Raw genomic sequence first — 20,412 nt, forward strand, 5'->3', positions numbered from 1 at the left:
AACATCCATCGCCGTTGACGAAAATGGCGTGATTTCAAAGCCTTGGAAAATTCGAATGATGCGCCCGCCAAACATGTTTGGCGGGCGCATCTTTTTTTGAGGCCATCGCCCCGATTGCGGTGCCTGTAGCTGCAGATTGCCTTGCTCACCGCCAACCGAGCGCGGGCGCGATCTCGGTCAAGATCGTCTCGATGACGTGGGCGTTGTAGGCGACGCCGAGCTGGTTGGGGACGGTGAGGAGCAAGGTATCGGCCTCGGAGATCGCCTCATCCTGCCTGAGCTGCTCGATGAGCGCTTCGGGCTCGGCGGCATAGCTGCGTCCGAAGATCGCGCGCGTGCGCTCGTCGATGAAGCCGATCTGGTCCTCCCCATCGCCTCCCCGCCCGAAATACATGCGGTCCTCATCATTCATCAGCGCGAAGATGCTGCGGCTGACGGAGACCCGGGGCTCACGCGCATGGCCGGCATCCTTCCACGCCGCACGATAGGCGCGGATCTGCTTGGCCTGCTGAATATGGAAGGCCTCGCCGGTCTCGTCGTTCTTCAGGGTCGAACTTTGCAGGTTCATGCCGAGCCTGGCGGCCCAGATCGCGGTTGCATCCGATGAGGCCCCCCACCAGATCCGTTCTCGCAAGCCCTCGGCATGCGGCTCGAGGCGCAGCAAGCCCGGCGGATTGGGAAACATCGGCCGCGGATTGGGCTGGGCGAACCCTTCGCCGCGCAGCAGGTTCAGGAAAACCTCCGCGTGCTGGCGCCCCATATCGGCATCGCTCTTGCCTTCCGCCGGCTGATAGCCGAAGTGGCGCCAGCCATCGATCACCTGCTCGGGCGAGCCACGGCTGATGCCGAGCTGCAGGCGGCCCTTCGAGATGAGATCGGCGGACCCCGCATCCTCGACCATGTAGAGCGGATTCTCGTACCGCATATCGATCACGGCGGTGCCGATCTCGATGCGACTGGTCCTGGCTCCCACGGCCGCCAGCAAGGGAAAAGGCGAGGCAAGCTGACGCGCGAAGTGATGGACGCGAAAATAGGCGCCATCCGCACCCAGCTCCTCCGCCGCAACGGCCAGATCGATCGACTGCAGCAGCGTATCGCCGGCAGATCGCGTTTGCGATTGAGTTGATGGTGTCCAGTGCCCGAACGAAAGAAAACCGATCTTCTTCATGCGAAATGTCTGCCTGCTGAATTCCCAGATGCGCCCCGCAGCGGGAAACCGTGCCGGCGCGCTTCAGATATAGGGAGTGAAGTTACATTCCGGCAGGCCCCCTGAACTGAACGATCGGCTCGAAGCCCGTGACGGCAAATGGCCCTTCATCGAGAAGATCGTCCTTGATGCCCGCGTTTTGCCATAGGACGAGCTATAGGCAGTCGCAATCGCGAAACTGGCAAAGCCGATCTGGTCATCTTGAACTCGCTTTGCGCCCTAACGCTCCCAGCCTTGCGTAAATGGGAAGCGTTCGGCCCAGATGGCCGTCAGCCGAGGATCGGCATCCACCCGGCGTATCGTCTCCGCCAGACCGGGCGCAACCTCATAGAAGCGCCGTCGCCCGGGCGACCATCGCGAGGCCGTGGCCACATAGAGATCGAGAACCGACAAATCCTCGCCGAGGAGATAGCGCCCCGGCCGCAATTGCATCTCCATCAATTCCCAGCAGTGAGCGATGCGATCGAACAAGCGGGTTTTGACGGCCGCGTGATGCTCCGCTCCTTCGATGATACGAGAAGGATTATCGGTAATCCAATAAAGGGCGTAAATGGCCGAAGATACATAGGTCATCCAGCGCAGGAATGCCGGGCGCGCAGCCTCGGTCAACGCCGGCACGAGCCGTCCGTGAGGATAGGTATCGGCCAACCAGATCAGGATCGCAGCGCTCTCGCTGATCACGTCACCCGTAGGCAGTGCCAATGCCGGAACCTGCAACATGGGATTGATGCCAACGAGCTTGCTCGCTTCCTGTCCCCCCTCCCATGGAGCGCATTCCTCCACGCGATAAGGCAATTCAAGAAGGCTAAGGGCCGCCTCGATCGGAACCGATCCTGAGCCTGCCGCTCCATAGACAACAAATGTCCCGGTCACCCCTTCTCTCCTCCGTAACACGCGGCCAAGGCTAGCGATCCAACCCGCCCCATCCTTCTTCGAACTTGGCATCAGGCGGCACCGGAATATCTCCACTATCTTTCAAAAAACGACGCAATTTCAGGATTCTGCAAGTAGTAATTCATCTATCGAACACGCTTGGAAGTGTGAGCCCTTTTAAGGCCAGGTCACCCAAAACCGGCGATTTTCCTGATGTGGTCACTTCAGGCGTGACGGGATCATTCCAGCCGGCAACCCGCCCGGGTCAGCATGTCGCGCAAGATCACCGGCGTCGCGGGTATCTGCGCCGCATTTGCAGCATCGGCCGCAACCGGGGCAAGCGCCTGCCTGACAGTTCGGTCATCAAGCTTCAGGCCTGTCTTGCAGGCCGCCTTCCCAGCCGCAAGACCGACAAGGACGCCGGCGCTCTCGCCCACGCCGGCAAGATAGGCGGTCAGCACTTGATGGGCGATGGCATTGCGCGGAGCCTCCTCGAGCATCTGCACCACCTGCGCGACCGAAATTTGCCCTCGCGTGGTCGAGGGAGCCGCCTGGGCAGGCGAGGACAGATGCGAGCAGAGGCAAGCGATAGTCAGGCCGACGCCGCGAATTCGAATGGTGGACATGATCCGATTTCCCATGAACAGTGAAGTCAGGGATTTCATTTCATAAAAAAATATTATTGTAAAACGATAATTTATTTCTATTATGCAGTATGTTTTAGGAGATCAAGATGTCTACCACCCATGCCATTTCAAGGATGGAGCGAACCAGGCGCATTCGGGTGATCGGCCGCTACATGGCTCCATTCTGCGCGATCCTTGCGATCGTCCTCGTCGGCCTCATGCTGCTCTATTGGGCGGTCATGCCCTCGGAACGGCTGCTCGCCGATGCGCGCCTCGCCGCGCCGGGATACGGCGATCTCAGCCTTGCTACGCGTATCCTCGCCTGCATGGTTTCGATGGCGCCGCTCGGCGCACTGGTCTGGGGCCTGATGCAGGCGCGCCGCACCTTCAGGTCCTTTTCGACCGGCTCCCTCTTCGAAGCCGATGCGATCCAGGGCCTGCGCGGCCTGGCGCTCGCACTCCTGGTTTCTGCGGCTGCAAGACCCTTTTGTGGTGCGGCCTTGTCGGTCATCTTGAGCTGGAACGGTTTGCCGGGCGCACGCACTCTGGCGATCAGCCTCGATTCGAGCATGCTGATCGAGATCGTCTTCGCTGCGCTGGTGATGGTGATCGCCTGGATCTTGTCGGAGGCGGCCGCGATTGCGGATGAAAACGCCCAGTTCGTCTGAGTACCCACCCATGCCCATCCGCGTCCGTCTCAACGTCATGCTGGCAGAGCGCAACGTGAAATCGAAGGATCTCGCCGAACATGTCGGTATCACGGAAGCGAATCTCTCCTTGCTCAAACAGGGCAAGGTCAAGGGCATCCGATTCGATACGCTGGAGAGGATTTGCGAGTATCTCGACTGCCAACCGGGCGATATTTTGCGTTTTGAGCCCGATTAGGGGCATTTCAGGCCGATTTTGCTGACTTTGCTCCCAAGGACTTTACAACCGCACCCTCTACCGCCATCTTGGAGATGTTCGCAACCAACGAAAGGAGGTGATCCAGTGTCTAACTTTACGAAGGTCCTGGGAATTTGCACTGGTTCAGCCAAGGCGGCGTCCGCCGCTTGACGTTCCGGCTGCTAAAGCCTGGATCATCCCCGGATGAGAGGTGAGCGCTTCGGTGCTCCCGGCATCCGCCAAGAACCGGCCGGCGCGCGAAGCAATTCGCGCGCCGTTGCTGTTTTAAAGGTTTCCTGCTCCGCTGCCTGAGGATCGGGCGCGTTGGAACGGAAGACGCGCATCGCCCTCGGGCGCATGGTCGCAGTGCGCCTCGCCGACGAGGCATATCCTTTACACAAGATGAGGTCTTGGCTATCGCAGGTTCGCGCGCCTGCCCAGCGCTCTCCAACGCAGCGGCGGCAAAGCGCCTTTCCGAGGACCTTCCGTTGAGCCCAGCCGTCACGACCTATGCTGCCCTGGTGATCGCCGTGGTCTTCGAGATCATCGCCACCTCGTTCCTCAAGGCCTCGGAGCAGTTCACCCGGCTGTGGCCGACGGTGATGATGGGGCTGTGCTACATGGCGGCCTTCTATTTTCTCTCCTACACGCTGCGCACCATGCCGGTCGGCATCGCGTATGCGCTGTGGAGCGGAATCGGCATCGTCCTGATCTCGCTTGTCGGCCTCGTCGTCTTCCACCAATCGCTCGACCTGCCGGCCATCGTCGGCATCGGCCTGATCCTCGCCGGCGTGTTGATCATCAACCTGATGTCGAAGTCGGTCAGCCACTGAGCCGACCCAGCCAGCTTAGACACCCCAACGCGCAGGGCGCTTCTCCAGGAAGGCCTCGACACCCTCGCCGGCATCCTCTTCCATCATGTTTTGTGCCATCACCTCGCCAGCAAAGGCGTAGGCCTCACCGAGCGCCATCTGACGCTGGCGGTAGAACATCTGCTTGCCGTAGCGCACCGCCACCGGGCTCTTGGCCAGGATCTCGACCGTCTTGGCTGCTACAGCGGCATCGAGCTCGGCGTCCGGCACCGCCTGGTTAATCAGGCCCCAATCCGCTGCCGTCTCGGCATCGATGAAGCGACCTGTGACCAGCATGTCGAAGGCGCGCTTGGTCGAGATGTTGCGCGACAATGCCACCGCCGGCGTGGAACAGAACAGCCCTACATTGATGCCCGAAACTGCAAATCGCGCTGCCTGCGAGGCGATAGCGAGGTCGCAACTCGCCACCAATTGACACCCTGCCGCTGTGGCGATGCCATGCACCCGCGCGATCACCGGCACGGGCAGCGCCTGGATCGCCTGCATCACCCGGCTGCATTGGGCGAACAACGCCTGATAATAATCGAGCCGGCGATTGGCGTGCATCTGACGCAGATCGTGTCCGGCACAGAAGGCCTTGCCATTCGCCGCCAGCACCACGCAGCGCACTGTCCTGTCCCCGGCAATCGCGTCGAGAGCCTGCTGCAACGCCTCCAGCATGCCATCGGAGAGGGCGTTGAATTGCTGCGGCCGGTTGAGAGTGAGCGTCGTCACCCCCGCTTTGTCTTCACGCAGCAGGATCGGTTCGCAGGGGCGCTCCAATTGCGTGTTCTGGATCGAAACGGCGACGGTCATGGCAACACTCCGCAGCAGGACGGCCAGTCTACGCGCCCGGCCGCCACGATCGCAATATCAGGCTGGCTTGGCCAGCCCGACTTTACTCAGCCCGGCTTGCGGATGCGCAGCACCGTGAACAAGCGCGCAGGCGCCACCTCACGCCGCTCGATCAGTTCGGCCTGGGGTTTTCCCGCCAGCCACTCCGCCATCACGGCATAGGGAAAATAGGGCCGCCAGCCGAGCCAGCCGCCTGCACCGATAAGCGCCTTCTCTCCCCGCACACGCCAGCCATCCTCGGCGGAGAAATGGTTGAGGATGATCATTTCGCCACCCGGCCTGGTCACGCGCCACATCTCGTCAAGTACCGCGTGAGGTGAAGGAGCGACGCTGAGAAGATAGGGGGCCAGCACCACGTCGAAGCGCCCTTCCTGGAATTCCAGGGCTTGCGCATCCATCACCCGCAGAGCCTTGACCTGGTCGAGGCTCTTGCGCTTGACCCGTTCGCGGGCAATGTCGAGCATCGGCCGGGCGAGATCGATGCCCACGATACGTAGATTGCTTGGCATCAGGACAAGCTCGAGCCCGGTTCCGACCCCCGCTACCAGCACCTCACCATTGTTGCCTGCAGCTTGGGCGACTGCCCGCGCCGCGGCCAGCCGCCCGGGATGGAACGGCCAATCAAAAAACAGATCGTAGAACCGAGCCCAGCGATAATAGGTGCGCGCGTATGACGGCTCCGCAGCCGTGTTGCTTTCTCTCCCAGCCCATTCCATCGGAAAAGCCCTTTCACCTTGCCGATCATGGCGCCATCCGGTTCAGCCGAAAGGCAATCATGACCCCTGGAGCAAAGTACGTCTAAGCGGAAACGCCGCCTTGCTCTCGCCCTTTGTTTCGACGCCTTGGCACTTCAGCCAAATCGCAAAACGCTTTTGTGGATGATGGCCGGTTTCGGTCCGGCGCCCGCCTCCCGAGCCGAATGCCGATTTTCGAGGCATCCGAACGGCGCCTCCTGCCCAACGACATGGCGCCTAGTCTATTTACGCCTCTTTCTTTTCAAACTATGACGCAAAGAGTCAAGGATTCGAATGCTCACATCCCAGATGTGGTGTCGCAGGCAGGCAGGTTACAGGGAAAACGCGCGGAGTCACCCCCGGTTCCCGCCATCGATCGGACGGCATAGGACGATATTCCGGTTCAGCGCAGGAGTTTCAACGATCCGGTAAGCGAGCGGATCCATTTCGAAGGGCCGGCAAGCCCGAGGCCGTCGACCTCCTCCTCGGCGAGATCGCGCTCCGGCATGGACGTACCATAATCGGCAAAAACATGGAGGCTGCGGGCAAAGGCCGGAAACGGTACCACCGCCCGTTCTTCGATCGCCGGCAGAGCCTTGAGCATGATCGCACGGATGGTTTCGCCGTCTGCCTGCAGCACCGGAACGGGCCGGTTGGCGCTGACGTCGATGCGCCGTGCCTGTCGATCGGCAAGCTGGGTCGCCCCCAGCGCCGGCATCCGGGCACCGAGCCCGACGCAGACGGCGCCGACCGTATTGGCAACCAAGCCAATCGGCAGAGCGGGGTTGACGATGATGGCCAGGCGGATGTCGTCGCTCACGGATGTCTCCTCGCTGATGTCGAAGAGGCAGGGATAGCGCAGTCTCACCGGTCAATTTTGCCTTTTTATTCTCTATTTGCGATAAATTTGGTAGGTCATACCCAATTTATCACTTCAGAAGGTAGAACATGCCTCGTCCTGGCTTCGAACCCGCCGATACGCGAATCCTGACCGCCTTGCAGGAGGACGGGCGTCTCACCAATCAGGACCTGGCCGACAAGGTCGGGCTTTCGACCTCGCCCTGCTGGCGGCGCGTGCGAAAACTGGAGGAGGATGGCATCATCCAGGGCTACAAGGCCGTACTGGACCGCCGCAGGCTAGGGCTCGGCGTGCTCGCCTTCATCCGCGTGAAGATCGACAGTCACAGCGAGGCGGAAGCCGAAGCGTTCTCCGACGAGGTCCTGCGGCTTGAGGAGGTCGTAGCCTGCTATTCGATCGCCGGCGATGCCGACTTCCTGCTGCAGGTCGTAGCAGCGGACCTCGACGCCTATGCCCAATTCGCCATGGCCACCGTGCGCCGCCTGCCCCGCATCAAGGAAATGCAGACGACCTTCGTGCTCAAGGAAATCAAGGCGTTCCGTTCCCTGCCGGTCGGGCTGTGACCGATCGCATACCGACAAGGCCGCTATGGTGAGGGGAGAAAGCCTCCCTCACCCAAGCATCGAATTCGTCTCAAACCACAGCGCTGACCTGGATCTCGACCAGCAGTTCCGGAGCGGCCAGGCGCGCCTCCACCGTGGCGCGCACCGGCAGATTGTCCTTGTCGACCCACTGGTCCCAGACCTCGTTCATCTGGTCGAAATGGGCGATGTCACGCAGCCAGATGCTGGCGCTGATCAGCTTGGACTTGGAGGTGCCGGCCTCGGCCAGCAACGCGTCGATCTGGGCGAGGATGTCGCGGGTCTGTCCGACGGTATCGGCCGCCTCGTCGCGGCCGGTGATGCCGGCAGTGGTGATGATGCCATTGACGATGACGGCTTCGCAGAACCGCTTGCCGGGATGCAGACGCTTGATCATGGAACACTCCTGTTGGGATGAAGGATAGGTGCGAATCTCCTCCGCCGATCTCACAAGATGGTCTTGCCGAAGGCGGAGAGGATGAAATTGGCGCATTCGGTGCCGATAGTGGCCGGCAATTGCGCATCGATGCCGGCAACGCTGAGGGAGCGCAGCCTGCCGCTCAGCGCCGCCATCTCCATGGCCGAATGGGTCTCGCGCACGGTGATGCCGCCGATGCCGCCGCTCCAATCCGACATGTCGGTGGCGGTCGGCGAATAGCAAAGATGGAAGCCGCGCGTGCCGGCGCAGGCGATGGCGATTGCCTCGCGCATGGCATGGCGCAGTCCCACCGCGTCGATCTCGGCCATGGTATAAACACGCATGCGCGAGGCCTTCAGGGCTTCGACCTCAACTGGATCGGCATCGCGCAAGCCGAGCAGAACAACATTCTCCGCTGCGATATGGGGTGGCAGGCGAGCGAGCAGGCAGCCGAGCACGGCATTCTCCGCGGGTGCTCCCTCGCCGTCATCGGGCATCATCGCTGCTTCGGAGTCGATCCAGATCAGTCCCAGCGCATCGTGGCGTCGCCCCGCCGTCTCGATGAAGGACATGATATCGGCGCGCCGGGCGCCGGTAGACAGCACAACCGACGCCTCCGCCCCCGCCGGCTCGAAGCCCAGACGTTCGATGCGTTCTGCGACATGATGGCTGGCCAGCAGCGCACGCCCGACCTCATCCGTCTCGATCGCATAGCTCCGGCTCAGGCCCTTTTCCATCACGTCCCGCATCGGAACCTTCTCCACATATTCCGACGTCATCACCGTCAGCAGCGCCCCATAGTTCAGCCGGAAACTGACATCCTCCCCTACCGCAAGCGGTGGATCGGCGTCGGTGAGGTCGAGCACCAGATGGTCGCTGGAAGCACCCAGCACGCGCACGCCCGGACGGGTCGGCATCAGGCCCTCGGCGATGACATCCTCCCGCCCGATATTGGCGATACCCCGGAGGCGGTCGCCCTCGTCGATGAAGATAGGCACATTGCCGAAGGCGTCGATGCCGGATTTGCCGATCGGCATGGAGGGCTTCACCTTCACCTCGAGCAGTTCGCCGGTGAGTTGGAAGGCGTCGCGGTCCAGTGCCTCCCAAGGCTGCTCCAGGAAGGTGTCACGGCCACCTTGCAGAATGGCCTCGCCGATCCTGAGATTGTTGACGCCCGCCGGCATGCCGCCCGCCAGCAGCAAAGGCAGCGAGGAGGAATTGCCGCCCGAGACCCAGTCGAGATGGCGGCCGGTGACGCTTTCCACCTTGTAGGCATGGGCAACCAGTTGATCGAGATTCTCCTTGGTGGGAATGATGGCGCCGAAACAGGTGAGATTGGTGCCGACGCCGGCAATCCGCACGCCGGGCAGTTCCATCACCGCCTCCACGGTCGGAATCAGGTCGCTCGGCCAGATCCCTTCCCGGAGATCGCCGAGGTCCACCATCAGGATGACGTCATGCACGCGCCCCAGCCGCTCGGCCACGCGCGAAATCTCGCGCATCAACTGAAGCTCGGACTGCAGGCTGATGTCGACCGTCCGCACCAGTTCCTCGACCCGCGAGGATGGCGGGCTGCGCAGCAGCATGATCGGGCAATCGATGCCGGCATCGCGCAGCCGGCGGATGTTCTCGAAACGCGACTCGGCGATACCGGCAACGCCGCCACGCAGCATCGCCCGCGCCACCTGGGGCATGCCGCAGGTGCCCTTGGTCACGCCGAAAGGCGTGATGCCCGATCCGGCGCAAGTCTCCACGATGGTACGGGCATTATGTTCGATCCGGGCGAGATCGATCGAAATCTGAGGATCCGGCATGGTGTCAGTTCCGGTAAAGCAGGCCTGTCGTGTCGATCTCCGGGCGGCGCCCGGCGACGAGGTCGGCGGTGAGTTTTCCCGAGCCGCAGGCCATGGTCCAGCCGACATGGCCATGGCCGGTGTCGAGATAGAGATTGGCGTAGCGTGCCCGGCCATGCACCGGCACCGAGCCCGGCATCATCGGACGCAGCCCGGCCCAGAGTACGGCCTTGCTCTCGTCGACCGCGCCGGGGAAGAGGTCATGCGCCGTCCTGAACATGGTGGCGAAATCAGCCGGCTTATAGGTGCGGTCATAGCCGGCGAATTCGGCCGTGGAGGCGATGCGCAGCCGGCTGCCGAGGCGCGAATAGGCGATCAGCCTGTCCTCGTCGACCCCACCCATGGTCGGGCCCTTGTCGTCGTCGACCGGGATGGTGGCGGTATAGCCCTTCACCGGATAGACGGGCACGTCGATGCCGATCTTGCGGGCGAGCAGCGAGCTCTCGGGCCCGAGCGACACCACCACGGCATCGCAGGCGACCGGTCCCTGATCGGTCAGCACGGCCTTCACCCTGTCGCCTTCGACATCGAGGCCAGTCACAGTGGTCTTGAAGCGGAATTGCGCGCCGTGGCGCTCGCGGGCGAGCTCGGCAAGGCGGCGGGTGAACAGGCAGGAATCGCCTGTCTGGTCCATCGGCGAATAGACACCGCCGGCGATCTGATGCTTGACGGCGGCGAGCCCCGGCTCCAGCGCGACCAGGCGCTCGCGGTCGACCACCTCGATCTTCAGTCCACGCTCGGCGATATAGCCCATATGCTTGGCGCCGGCCTCCAGGCTCTGCTGGGAGCGGTAGAAATAGAGGATGCCCTTGCGCTTGTCGTCGTAGCTGAGGCCCGTCTCTTCCTGCAGCGCATTGATGCATTCGCGCGCATAGAAGGCCAGCCTGAGCTTCACCTCGGTATTGGCATTGGCGCGAGCCTGCGTGCATTGCAGCAGGAAGCGCCAGGTCCAGGCCAGGAAATTCGGATCGAGGCTGAAGCGAACCTTGATGCCCATGTCGGGCTTGTAGAGGGACTTGATGAAGGTCGCCAGCGCCGCCGGCGACGCCCAGGCGGTGGAATCGCCGGGCGAGACCAGCCCGGCATTGCTCTGGCTGGTACCGCAGGCGACGTCGTCATGCCGCTCGATCAGCGTGACCTCATGGCCATCCCTGGCCAGATACCAGGCCGCAGCGGTGCCCACGACACCCCCTCCCAGAACGACAACCCTCATCGCGCCCTCCCAACGGAGCTTTATTCCGTATTATCAATCTATTATCGCGCCAGGTTCGTCTTTCTTCTTATCTGTAGCGACGCGGGCCGGTCAGCTTACCGTCCCCTGCTTGAAGGTCGGTGCAAACCCACCGGAATCGCCGTCGTTGAACCGGATGAAGCGCGCCTCCTCCCGGAACTCCGCGCAGGATTGGTGCCAGATCACGCCGGGCCAGACCAGTTCGACCGAGGCATCCTGCGGCCGATAGAGCGCCGTATAGAGCGTTCCATACCCCCTGCCATACGAGGTCTGGTAGACGGGCGGGCGCAGGAAGCCCGCCAGAACGTTCTCGGTGCTCTGACGTACCGCCAGCGCCTTCTCGAGCGCCGCCTCCCGTTCCACCGATTTGGTGGTCTGGGCATGGCGAGCCCATTCCACGCCATGCTGGTGGTTGGTGCTGACGAGCTTTGCCACCACCTCGGCTGGACGGTCGGGATTGACATAGACGGTGGCGTGGTGGCCCTCGCGATCGATCAGCGCCACCGAATAGGACATGTGCACGGGGATGCGCCGCAGCATCTCGATCGCCTCGGCCGTGTTGGAGGCGAATTCCAGCACATAGCGCAGCACGATCGGAATGCCGAAGCCGGCCCCCGCCGCGGTCCGCCCGCCGAACGAGAGCGAGACGGCAAGGCCATCCTCGTTGATGCCGTCGAGCACGCCCCACAGGCAATCGACCACTGCCACCACCCGCTTGCCGTTGAGGCGGGTGGCGAGCCACGAGCCCTCCAGGAGGCGCGGGCTATAGTCGTAATTGCGGATGAGCGCCGGCTCGGGATCGGTAATGATCGCCTGGGAGCAGCCGCCGACATAGACCGGCGGGCACCACATCGACAGGAAGCGCGCCTCCAGGTCGCCGTCGCCCGCCGCTGAGACGATCGCCTCATAGGCCGGAAGCAGTTCCGGCATATGGGCGCGCAGCGCCTTCAGGCTTGCCAGGTAGGTCGGGCGAGCCCTGATGCCGTCGCGCATGAACCAGCGGCTATAGGCATGCCAGTGCCGGTCGAACAGCTGGCGCCACTTGGCGCCGGGCTGGTCCTCTTCCACGGCTTCGAACAGGAGATCCATGATGGCACTTACAGGATCTTGAAGGAGCCGGCCGACGGCGTGTCGTCACGCTGGACCTCCGTCAGAGGCTTGGTGGCGTAGAGCCGCTTGATGCCCTTGATCCAGTTCAGCGCCCGCTCGTTCAGGTCGAACTCATCGTTCATCACCCGGCCTCGCGTGATCAGGATGCCGAGATCAGCGCCTTCATAGCGATAGTCACCGGGACCCGTGATACGCAGGAAGAAGGCCTCCTGCTCGTTCTCGATGGCCTGGCGGTGATAGTCGAAGCGGTCGTAGGACACGCTCCCATCGGGCGCCATGCGATAAATGCCCGACGAGGGCGCATGGGTGACGATGTCGACGATATTGTCGGTCGCCTTGATCACCACCTGCGACCAGCTATCGATGAACTCCTTTTGCGCCCAGCGATTGTTCAGCTCTTCGACATCGATCTTGTATTTGATGCCGGAGAACTCCATCAGATGGAACATGAACAGCGGCGCGTCGGCATAGGCGAAGGCGGCGTGGTTGGTCATCGAACTGGCGCCGCAGATGCGCGGATTGAGCTCGCCCAGATAGACCTCGTTGTCCTTGACGTCGATCAGGAAGTCGAGGTCGAAATAACCGCGATAGCCTTCCTTCACCAGCTGGTTGCCGAAGCGATAGGCCATGTCGCGCGCCTTGGCGCGGATGGTCTCGGAGAAGGCGCCGGGGAAGATCTCGTTGCCGCACCAGCCGCCCTTATAGGGCGTCAGCTCGGGCTGGCCGACGACTTCCGTGAGCAGCGGGCCGACCAGCGTGCCAGACTTGGTGGCGCAAGCCTCCATGGTCGCGCCACGGCACTTGATCCGCTTCATGATCTTGACCTCGTCCTCGGCCGAGATCTCCTTGGCATGCTTGTTGTATTCTTCCTCATTGGAAATGAAGAAGGTGGTGTGGCCGCTGTCGCCGAAGGCGGTCTGGATCACCAGGTCGGTGCCGATGCCGGCCTTCTTGGCGGCAGCCAGCAATTCTTCATAGCTCTTGGCGCCGGCCAGCGTGTTCGGCACGGAAGGCACATTGGCCTTGTTGCCGATGCGCACCGTTTCCATCTTGTTGTCGCAGCGCTGGCGCAGCGACGCCTTGGGGAACCAGACCTCGATGCCGAGATCGTTGCAGATCTCCTCGGTCGTCTCGTCGAACATCAGGAAGGTCGCAACGGCGCGGCCGCCGCGGCGCTTGATGTAGTCGATCACTTCCTTGTGCTGGAGAAGATAGTTGTTGATGTCCTCGATGCTCTCGAATTCAGCATGAGGGATCTCGCTGGGAACGAAGACGTTGGGGTGGCGCCCATCAAAGCAATCGATATAGCTGATGAACTTGAAATTCCTGACCCATTCATCAATACCGATCAGGTTGAAATTCGTCGCCGATATGAAATAGATCGGCTGCTCGTTGCGATGCATGACAACGCGCAGATCGGCAACATTACGAATGGTCTTCATTGCGAACCCCTTATGCTTTCCTGATCTTATCTTGTGCTTTTTCTTATGCTTTTTCTTTGGCATACGGTCAGAACCTAGCAAACTCGCTCGCTACAACACCATATCCGATTCCGAAATCGGGTATGGTGCCGTAGGTCTTTGTTGTTGCATCGTTTTTTCCCGAAAACCGGCATCCACTTTTCGGCACGATGCTCTAGCGTGTCAAGCGCGTCGTGACGTGCTTCACGTCCAGATAGGACGACATCCCCCAGGGACCGAGCTCGCGCCCGATGCCGCTGGCCTTGAAGCCGCCCCATGACGTCTGGACGAAGATCGCCTGCGGGCTGTTGATCCAGACATGGCCTGATTCCAGCGCATCGGCGACGCGATTGGCCTTGTCCTCATCGGAGCTGACGACGGTGGCCACCAAGCCAAAATCGCTGTCATTGGCGAGTTGCACGGCTTCGACCTCGCTGTCGAAGCTGCGCATGCACAAGACCGGGCCGAAGATCTCCTCCCGCCAGAGCGGGCTGTCGACGGGAACGTCGCCAAAGATGGTCGGCTCGACGAACCAGCCCTGATCCAATCCTGCCGGCTTGCCGCCGCCGGTCAACAGCTTCAATCCGTCCGCCCTGCCGCGCTCGATATAGGACAGCACCTTGTCGTGCTGGGCCTTCATGGTGATCGGGCCTATCTCAGTTCCCTCGTCGAGCGGATCGCCGGGCTTGAGAGCACGCGCGGCCGCCACGACTGCTTCGATCAGCCTGGGGGCGATCGAGCGTTCGACCAGAAGGCGCGAGGTCGCCGAGCACATCTGGCCGGCATTGAAGAAGATACCGCCCAGCACGCATTCCACCGCCTGGTCGAAATCGGCATCGTCGAAGACGACGATCGGCGACTTGCCGCCGAGTTCCAGGCTGACCGATTTGGTACCGGGCGCCCCGGCTGCCATCACCCGGGCACCCACGGCGTTGGAACCGGTGAAAGAAATCTTCGCAACATCGGGATGCACCGTCATCGGCGCGCCCACCCGCTCGCCGGTGCCGGTGACGATGTTGAGCACGCCGGGCGGCAGGCCGATTTCGCCGGCGATCAGGCCCAGCTCAAGCTCGACCACCGGCGTGATCTCGGACGGCTTCAGCACTACGGTACAGCCGGCGGCCAGCGCGGGCGCCACCTTCCAGGAGGTCGTCACCAGCGGGAAATTCCAGGGCACGATCAGGCTGGCGATCCCAGCAGGCTCGCGGCGCAGGCGCGCGCCGAAGGTCGCATCCGGCACGGGGACGTTGCGGTTCTGATTGGCTTCGAGGTCGGCGGCCAGCTCGGCATAATAGGCAAAGGACGCGGCCGCATCCGCCATATCGATGCGCGCCTCACCGAGCGGCTTGCCATTATTGCGCGAGGAGATGCGGGCCAGTTCTTCCGCCCGCTCGGTCAGTCTGTCGGCGATGGCCTTGAGATGGCGCCCGCGCTCGCGCCCGCCGGCGGCGCGCCAGGCCGGGAAAGCCGCCTTGGCCGCCTCGACGGCCTTGGCGACGTCGGCCGGACCGGCCGCCGCGACCTGATGATAGGCAATGCCCCGATAGGGATCGAAGACCGGGATCTGCCCGGGCTCGACCGGATCCTGCCAGCGACCGTCGATGAAGAGCTGGTGCTGCATGCCCAGCCTCACTGCGCCAGTGCCGAAGCCAGCGCCGAGCCCGCCCGGATCTCGATCACGGTGGGCACGTCGCGTGTCGTGGAGGCAGCAAGTTCCTGCGTCAGTTCCTCGATGGAGGCGGGCAACGCCGCCGCGCATCCCAGCGCGCGCGACAGGCCAACGAAATCCGGTGTGAAGATGTCGACGCCGATCTGTGGAATGTCGCGTTCGGCCATGAAGGCCTTGATCTCGCCATAGGAGGTATTGTTCCAGATGATCACCACCGCCGCGATCTTGGCTTCGACCGCGCTGGCCAGTTCCTGCAGGGAGAATTGCAGGCCGCCATCGCCGATCAGGCAGACGGAGGGCCGGTTGGGCGCACCCAGCTTGGCCCCGAAGGCCGCCGGAAGGCCATAGCCAAGCGTGCCGTATCCGGTGGAGGAATTGAAATAGGACCGGGGCTGGGGCGCCTGGTAGAACTGGTTGACGGCATAGACCGGTTCAGTCTGATCGCCGGCGACCACCGCCTCCGGCAGCGCCTTGGTTACGATCTCCATCAGCCTGGCATGCGTACGACAGGCCGGCCACAGTCCTTCCTCGACCTTGGCGCGCACCGCTTTGGCGCGCGCCTCGCCATCGCCTATCGGGCGTCCTTCGCCAAGAGCTGCCAAAAGCGCTGCGGCGGCCAATTTGGCATCGGCGGCGATCGGCAGGTCGCAGCGCAGGCCGGCCGCTAGCTGGAGCGGATCGATGTCGATCCGGATCAGCGGCCCGCCGAATTTGAGCGTCTGGGGTTCGGGATACATTTCCGTCTCGCCGAACTCGGTACCGATGGCGAGGATCGCATCGCTCGCCGCCAGTTCCGCCAGCAGGGGTGCCATGCCGAGATTGCCGTTGAGGGCGAGCGGATGACCGGGCTCGAGAATGCCTCGGCCATTGATGGTGGTAAAAACAGGCGCATCGAGCTTGCCGGCTATGGCGGTGATCTCAGCCGCCGCATCGGCGGCGCCGCCGCCTGCCACGATGAGCGGACGCCTGGCGCCCTTGAGAATTGCTGCGGCCTTCTCGATATCAGCCACACCGGCGGAGGCCTTGGCCGGCAAGGGCCAAGCCTGCGTCGACAGGTGGTCGGCCGGCGCGACGATGATGTCGAGAGGGATCTCGATATGCACGGGCCGGGGACGCTGCGAGTTGAACACGGTGAAGGCGCGCGCCATCACCTCAGGAAGCTGGTTGGGATCGAGTAGCGTATGGCTGAAGGCGCTTACGCCGGCTACCAGATTGCGTTGGGAGGGCAGCTCATGCAGCCGCCCCTGCCCCATTGCCAACTGATCCCGGGCGTTCACCGCGGAGATGACCAGCATCGGCACCGAATCCGCATAGGCCTGGCCCATGGCGGTGGCGATATTGGTCATGCCAGGACCTGTCACGATGAAACACACGCCAGGCTTGCCCGTCACCCGGGCATAACCATCCGCCATGAAGCCGGCGCCCTGTTCGTGGCGCGGGGTGACATGGCGGATCTTCGTGGCCGGCAGGCCGCGATAGAGCTCCACCGTGTGCACGCCGGGTATGCCGAAGATCAGATCGACGCCATAGGACTCCAGCAGCCTAACAAGATATTCGCCGGTGGTGAGGGACGGGCCTGACATGTGATGCACCGATTGTTGGGATTATCGCCTCTGCACGCCGGGAAGCACGCAGAGCATTTCGAACAGGAGATTGGCCGCCGTGATCGCGGTATTGCCGGCCGGATCATAGGGCGGCGACACTTCGACGAGATCGCAGCCGACCAGGTTCAGTCCCCAGCAGCCACGGATGATTTCGAGCGCCTGGATGGTGGTGAGCCCGCCGATTTCCGGCGTGCCGGTGCCGGGGGCGATGCTGGGATCGAGGCTGTCGATATCGTAGGTCAGATAAACAGGCCCGTTTCCGACCTGGGCGCGGACTTCCTCCATCAACGGCGTCAGCGACTTGTGCCAGCACTCCTCGGCCTGCACCACACGGAAACCCTGTTCGCGCGGCCAGTCGAAGTCGTCGGCAGCATAGCCGGTTCCGCGCACGCCGATCTGCACACAGCGCTTGGTATCGAGCACACCTGCTTCCACAGCGCGGCGGAAGGGCGTGCCGTGGGCGATCGGCTCGCCGAACATGTGCTCGTTGATGTCGGCATGGGCATCGATATGGATCAGGCCGACGGGGCCGTATTTCTCGGCCATGGCCCGCAGGATCGGGTAGCTCAGCGTATGGTCACCGCCCAGCGTCAGCGGACGGCAGCCATTCTTGATGATCTCGCGATAGGCGTTGGTGATGATGTCGACGCATTTGGGCAGGTTGAAGGTGTCGATGGCGACGTCGCCAATATCGGCGACCTGCAGGCTGTCGAACGGGGCGGCACGGGTCGCCATGTTATAGGGGCGGATCATGCAGGATTCGGTGCGGATCTGCCGCGGCCCGAAACGCGTGCCCGGCCGATTCGAGGTGCCGATATCCATGGGAATGCCGACGAAACAGGCGTCCAGCCCATCCGTGGTCGGCTGCGTCGGCAGCCGCATCATGGTGGCGGGGCCGCCGAAACGCGGCATCTCGTTTCCACCGAGCGGCTGGTTGAAGGATCTGGCTGTCATGACTTCCTCCGATGGAGCCGGCGGCCGCCACTCCTGCGATCGCCCGCTTCCTGAACTTCGAGTAACTGGAGCCCGAGGCCCCAGTTTCTGGTAGCCGGTAATGCCCTACTCGTCCACGCGCGGCAGGATGAGGCAGGGCACCGGCGAATTATGCGCGATCTTGCTGGAATTGGAGCCGAGGAACACCCGCATCAGCGGTCCAAGACTGCTCGATCCCACCACCAGCAATTCGGCATTCGCCCACAGCAGCGAATCGAAGGCGGCCTTCCAGTTCTTGCCGTCGCCGATCTCCGCCGAGATCGCGACCGGCCCGTCCCAATGATCGAGGACGGCGGCCTGTGCGGCGCTCGCCTGTTCGCGCAAAGTGTTGGAGACGATGTTCTCGGCATCGTAGCCCGCCCCGGTCGGATACATCTGCTTGTCGCGCACCACCAGTGTCACCAGCCGAAGCGGCACACCGAGCAACTGGGCAAGATCAGCACTGCGCCGGGCCAGCCCCGGCGAAGTGGCGCTGCCGGCAAAGGCGCAGCTCAGCCGCCGCACCTGCGTCCTCCCATCGGCCGAATAGCCCCTCGGCGCCACGGCGACAGGCAGATGGGCCGAGCGCAGCACATCCGTGGTGACGTGCCCCTCCCCGAAGCGCCCGAGCGGGGCGGCACGGGTCGACCCCAGCACCAGGCAATCGGCGCCGATATCGGAAGCAACCTGCAACAGCCCTTCACGCGCGGACGAGGCGGAGACGATGACGAACTCGGCCTGGACGTCGGGAGGCAGGCTCGCCTTGGCTTTCTCCTGCGCCTTCATGGCATGCTGGCGCAGGAAATCACCATATTCACCGTCGACACGGGCTGGCGACGGCGGGCCCCAGGTATCGGGCGTGACGGTACAGACCACGAGCGAGGCGTTGCAGGAGCGCGACAGCACCGCGCCAAGGGCGAGAGCCTCGCGCCCGCCTTGATCGGCGGAAAGACCAACGAGATATTTCATTGGGCCGCCTCGCCAACAGCGTTGTCGGGGGTTTCCAGCCGCGAATGGCGAGCAGAATAGCTGAAGTAGAGCAGAGCCGCGATGGCGATCCACACGCCGGTGATGGCGAAAACGATGCCGCTCAGCCGCAGGATGAGATAGATGCAGGCGATAATGGAGAGCACCGGCAGAACCGGGCCGAACGGGACGCGATAGCCACGCACCATGTCGGGCTGGGTGTAGCGCAGAATGAGCACGCCGGCCGAGACCACGGTAAAGGCCACCAGCGTGCCCATGCTGGTGAGATCCCACAGCAGGCCTGATGGCACGAAGGCAGCGATGACAGCCACGAAGACCGAAACGATGATGGTGCAGGCGACCGGGGTCATCGTACGCGGGTTCACGTCGTGGAAGATAGCCGGCAGCATGCCGTCACGGGAAACCGCGAACAGGATGCGCGACTGGCCGTAGAGCACGATCAGAGTCACCGAGAAGATCGAGATCACCGCGCCGGCGGCCAGGAGATTGGCGGGCCAGGCGGCACCGGTGATGTTCTGCAGGATGGTGGCGAGGCCCGCTTCCTGCCCGTTGAACTGGTTGGCAGGCTGGACGCCAAGGGCGGCGATGGCCACCAGCACATAGAAGGTGGTGACGATGATCAGGGCTGAAATGATGGCGAGCGGCAGATTGCGCTTGGGATTGACCACTTCCTCACCCGCCGTCGACACCGCATCGAGGCCGACGAAGGTGAAGAAGATCGAGGCGGCCGCCGCCTGCACTCCGTTGAATCCCTTCTCGCCGAAGAAGGGCGTGAAATTAGTGGCGTTGAAGGCACTGCCGGCAATCACGATGAACAGCGTCAGCACCGCCAGCTTGATCAGCACCATGATGGCATTGGTGCGTGCCGATTCCTTGGAACCGCGCAGCAGCAGCATGCAGCACAGCGCCACCAGGATCACGGCCGGCAGGTTGATCAGGCCGGAGCCCTCCGCGAAGAAGGCCATGGCAAAAGGGTTGTCGCTATCGGGAAGCGTAATCGGTCCCTTGATCATCCAGCTGGGCAGCACGATGCCCGTCATGTTGCTCAGGAGTTTCTCGACATATTCGGCCCAGCCGACCGCCACCGCGGCGGCGGAGATGCCATATTCAAGCACCAGGCAGGCCGCCACGAAGAAGGCGACGCCCTCGCCCAGGGTGGCGTAGGCGTAGGAATAGGAGGAGCCGGAGACCGGGATCATCGAGCTCATCTCGGCGTAGCATAGCGCCGCCAGCCCCGCCGCAACGGCGGCGATGATGAAGGAGATCACCACGGCCGGGCCGGCCACGGGCACCTGCTCGCTGAGCACGAAGAAGATACCGGTACCGATGGTGGCGCCAACGCCGAACATGGTGAGCTGGAACAAGGTGATGGAGCGACCAAGATGGCCGTGGCCATCACCACTATCGGCGGTATCGGCAACCAGTCGATTGACCGGCTTCTTGCGGGTGAGCCGCTCGATGAGGGATGACGCCATGGTTTCACTTCCCCTGGATTGCCCTTTCGGGTGCCTTCTTATTGTGCGCCAGTGTAGCGTCGGGCCTAGCAAAAGTGCTGCCAAATTTCCGTCACATTCCAACACTTGCTGCTGCCGGAACATGGCTGCACGCAAGTTTGTGCCGCGGGCCATTGCGGCTCC

The 20,412-nt window shown here is 62.9% G+C and carries 20 protein-coding genes; 4 read left to right on the top strand and 16 right to left on the bottom strand.

The window, feature by feature from the left end; all coding sequences use genetic code 11:
* Positions 1–145: 145 nt before the first annotated feature.
* The 3 genes from ACZYTC_RS11130 to ACZYTC_RS11140 form a co-directional block, all read right to left on the bottom strand.
* Complete coding sequence (locus ACZYTC_RS11130) at positions 146–1,168, bottom strand: LLM class flavin-dependent oxidoreductase (protein ID WP_441772518.1); 1,023 nt, start codon at positions 1,166–1,168, stop codon at positions 146–148.
* Positions 1,169–1,426: 258 nt separating this feature from the next.
* Entirely contained in the window at positions 1,427–2,080 is a 654-nt protein-coding gene (locus tag ACZYTC_RS11135) for a glutathione S-transferase family protein (protein WP_488989607.1), read from the bottom strand.
* A 239-nt stretch (positions 2,081–2,319) separates the two neighbouring features.
* Entirely contained in the window at positions 2,320–2,706 is a 387-nt protein-coding gene (locus tag ACZYTC_RS11140) for a chlorophyllide reductase (RefSeq protein WP_441772520.1), read from the bottom strand.
* Between the two features lie 107 nt (positions 2,707–2,813).
* Here ACZYTC_RS11140 and ACZYTC_RS11145 point away from each other — a divergent pair, with 107 nt between their 5' ends.
* From ACZYTC_RS11145 to ACZYTC_RS11155, 3 genes are all read left to right on the top strand, one after another.
* Positions 2,814–3,374 carry a DUF2975 domain-containing protein gene (locus ACZYTC_RS11145; protein ID WP_488989608.1) on the top strand — a complete coding sequence of 187 codons (561 nt, stop codon included), beginning with the start codon at positions 2,814–2,816 and terminating at the stop codon, positions 3,372–3,374.
* A gap of 10 nt (positions 3,375–3,384) precedes the next feature.
* A complete protein-coding gene (locus ACZYTC_RS11150; protein ID WP_434956014.1) occupies positions 3,385–3,591 on the top strand; it encodes a helix-turn-helix domain-containing protein in 207 nt (68 codons plus the stop codon).
* Positions 3,592–4,001: 410 nt separating this feature from the next.
* Positions 4,002–4,424 (top strand): DMT family transporter, encoded by a 423-nt coding sequence (locus tag ACZYTC_RS11155; RefSeq protein WP_488989609.1) that lies wholly within the window; start codon positions 4,002–4,004, stop codon positions 4,422–4,424.
* A gap of 15 nt (positions 4,425–4,439) precedes the next feature.
* Here ACZYTC_RS11155 and ACZYTC_RS11160 read toward each other — a convergent pair whose 3' ends face one another.
* The 3 genes from ACZYTC_RS11160 to ACZYTC_RS11170 form a co-directional block, all read right to left on the bottom strand.
* Positions 4,440–5,258, bottom strand: coding sequence for an enoyl-CoA hydratase (locus ACZYTC_RS11160; protein ID WP_488989610.1), 819 nt, complete (start codon positions 5,256–5,258; stop codon positions 4,440–4,442).
* A gap of 86 nt (positions 5,259–5,344) precedes the next feature.
* The gene (locus ACZYTC_RS11165; protein ID WP_434956011.1) at positions 5,345–6,013 is read right to left on the bottom strand and encodes a class I SAM-dependent methyltransferase; all 669 of its coding nucleotides are present in this window, start codon (positions 6,011–6,013) and stop codon (positions 5,345–5,347) included.
* 421 nt (positions 6,014–6,434) lie between these two features.
* A complete protein-coding gene (locus tag ACZYTC_RS11170; RefSeq protein WP_441772523.1) occupies positions 6,435–6,851 on the bottom strand; it encodes a DUF2000 domain-containing protein in 417 nt (138 codons plus the stop codon).
* A 128-nt stretch (positions 6,852–6,979) separates the two neighbouring features.
* On the opposite strand from ACZYTC_RS11170, the gene ACZYTC_RS11175 reads away from it, so the two are divergent.
* Complete coding sequence (locus ACZYTC_RS11175) at positions 6,980–7,453, top strand: Lrp/AsnC family transcriptional regulator (RefSeq protein WP_434956009.1); 474 nt, start codon at positions 6,980–6,982, stop codon at positions 7,451–7,453.
* A 70-nt stretch (positions 7,454–7,523) separates the two neighbouring features.
* Here the strand turns inward: ACZYTC_RS11175 and ACZYTC_RS11180 are convergent, their stop codons facing one another.
* The 10 genes from ACZYTC_RS11180 to ACZYTC_RS11225 form a co-directional block, all read right to left on the bottom strand.
* Positions 7,524–7,868: a RidA family protein gene (locus ACZYTC_RS11180; protein WP_149251187.1), complete on the bottom strand. Its 345-nt coding sequence runs from the start codon at positions 7,866–7,868 to the stop codon at positions 7,524–7,526.
* 50 nt (positions 7,869–7,918) lie between these two features.
* Entirely contained in the window at positions 7,919–9,703 is a 1,785-nt protein-coding gene (locus ACZYTC_RS11185) for an alanine racemase (RefSeq protein WP_441772524.1), read from the bottom strand.
* Positions 9,704–9,707: 4 nt separating this feature from the next.
* The gene (locus ACZYTC_RS11190; RefSeq protein ID WP_441772525.1) at positions 9,708–10,955 is read right to left on the bottom strand and encodes a D-amino acid dehydrogenase; all 1,248 of its coding nucleotides are present in this window, start codon (positions 10,953–10,955) and stop codon (positions 9,708–9,710) included.
* 90 nt (positions 10,956–11,045) lie between these two features.
* Positions 11,046–12,062, bottom strand: a complete 1,017-nt coding sequence (locus ACZYTC_RS11195) for a C45 family autoproteolytic acyltransferase/hydrolase (protein WP_441772526.1) — start codon at positions 12,060–12,062, stop codon at positions 11,046–11,048.
* Positions 12,063–12,070: 8 nt separating this feature from the next.
* Positions 12,071–13,525, bottom strand: a complete 1,455-nt coding sequence (locus ACZYTC_RS11200) for a biotin carboxylase (protein WP_434956005.1) — start codon at positions 13,523–13,525, stop codon at positions 12,071–12,073.
* Positions 13,526–13,718: 193 nt separating this feature from the next.
* Complete coding sequence (locus tag ACZYTC_RS11205; RefSeq protein ID WP_434956004.1) at positions 13,719–15,164, bottom strand: aldehyde dehydrogenase family protein; 1,446 nt, start codon at positions 15,162–15,164, stop codon at positions 13,719–13,721.
* Between the two features lie 8 nt (positions 15,165–15,172).
* Positions 15,173–16,795, bottom strand: a complete 1,623-nt coding sequence (locus tag ACZYTC_RS11210; protein WP_441772527.1) for a 5-guanidino-2-oxopentanoate decarboxylase — start codon at positions 16,793–16,795, stop codon at positions 15,173–15,175.
* Between the two features lie 21 nt (positions 16,796–16,816).
* Complete coding sequence (gene speB, locus ACZYTC_RS11215) at positions 16,817–17,770, bottom strand: agmatinase (RefSeq protein ID WP_434956002.1); 954 nt, start codon at positions 17,768–17,770, stop codon at positions 16,817–16,819.
* Between the two features lie 105 nt (positions 17,771–17,875).
* Positions 17,876–18,757, bottom strand: coding sequence for a universal stress protein (locus ACZYTC_RS11220; protein ID WP_481274299.1), 882 nt, complete (start codon positions 18,755–18,757; stop codon positions 17,876–17,878).
* The gene (locus tag ACZYTC_RS11225) at positions 18,754–20,250 is read right to left on the bottom strand and encodes an APC family permease (RefSeq protein ID WP_434956000.1); all 1,497 of its coding nucleotides are present in this window, start codon (positions 20,248–20,250) and stop codon (positions 18,754–18,756) included. Before ACZYTC_RS11225 ends, ACZYTC_RS11220 begins: the two co-directional genes overlap by 4 nt.
* Between the last annotated feature and the right edge of the window lie 162 nt (positions 20,251–20,412).

It is taken from the genome of Labrys sp. F242, assembly GCF_057813875.1.

Excerpts from the sequence above, each read along its gene's own strand:
- ACZYTC_RS11130 (WP_441772518.1), bottom strand. The coding sequence starts at position 1,168 with ATGAAGAAGATCGGTTTTCTTTCGTTCGGGCACTGGACACCATCAACT.
- ACZYTC_RS11140 (WP_441772520.1), bottom strand. The coding sequence starts at position 2,706 with ATGTCCACCATTCGAATTCGCGGCGTCGGCCTGACTATCGCTTGCCTC.
- ACZYTC_RS11145 (WP_488989608.1), top strand. The coding sequence starts at position 2,814 with ATGTCTACCACCCATGCCATTTCAAGGATGGAGCGAACCAGGCGCATT.
- ACZYTC_RS11150 (WP_434956014.1), top strand. The coding sequence starts at position 3,385 with ATGCCCATCCGCGTCCGTCTCAACGTCATGCTGGCAGAGCGCAACGTG.
- ACZYTC_RS11160 (WP_488989610.1), bottom strand. The coding sequence starts at position 5,258 with ATGACCGTCGCCGTTTCGATCCAGAACACGCAATTGGAGCGCCCCTGC.
- ACZYTC_RS11165 (WP_434956011.1), bottom strand. The coding sequence starts at position 6,013 with ATGGAATGGGCTGGGAGAGAAAGCAACACGGCTGCGGAGCCGTCATAC.
- ACZYTC_RS11175 (WP_434956009.1), top strand. The coding sequence starts at position 6,980 with ATGCCTCGTCCTGGCTTCGAACCCGCCGATACGCGAATCCTGACCGCC.
- ACZYTC_RS11180 (WP_149251187.1), bottom strand. The coding sequence starts at position 7,868 with ATGATCAAGCGTCTGCATCCCGGCAAGCGGTTCTGCGAAGCCGTCATC.
- ACZYTC_RS11185 (WP_441772524.1), bottom strand. The coding sequence starts at position 9,703 with ATGCCGGATCCTCAGATTTCGATCGATCTCGCCCGGATCGAACATAAT.
- ACZYTC_RS11190 (WP_441772525.1), bottom strand. The coding sequence starts at position 10,955 with ATGAGGGTTGTCGTTCTGGGAGGGGGTGTCGTGGGCACCGCTGCGGCC.
- ACZYTC_RS11195 (WP_441772526.1), bottom strand. The coding sequence starts at position 12,062 with ATGGATCTCCTGTTCGAAGCCGTGGAAGAGGACCAGCCCGGCGCCAAG.
- ACZYTC_RS11200 (WP_434956005.1), bottom strand. The coding sequence starts at position 13,525 with ATGAAGACCATTCGTAATGTTGCCGATCTGCGCGTTGTCATGCATCGC.
- ACZYTC_RS11205 (WP_434956004.1), bottom strand. The coding sequence starts at position 15,164 with ATGCAGCACCAGCTCTTCATCGACGGTCGCTGGCAGGATCCGGTCGAG.
- ACZYTC_RS11210 (WP_441772527.1), bottom strand. The coding sequence starts at position 16,795 with ATGTCAGGCCCGTCCCTCACCACCGGCGAATATCTTGTTAGGCTGCTG.
- speB (WP_434956002.1), bottom strand. The coding sequence starts at position 17,770 with ATGACAGCCAGATCCTTCAACCAGCCGCTCGGTGGAAACGAGATGCCG.
- ACZYTC_RS11220 (WP_481274299.1), bottom strand. The coding sequence starts at position 18,757 with ATGAAATATCTCGTTGGTCTTTCCGCCGATCAAGGCGGGCGCGAGGCT.
- ACZYTC_RS11225 (WP_434956000.1), bottom strand. The coding sequence starts at position 20,250 with ATGGCGTCATCCCTCATCGAGCGGCTCACCCGCAAGAAGCCGGTCAAT.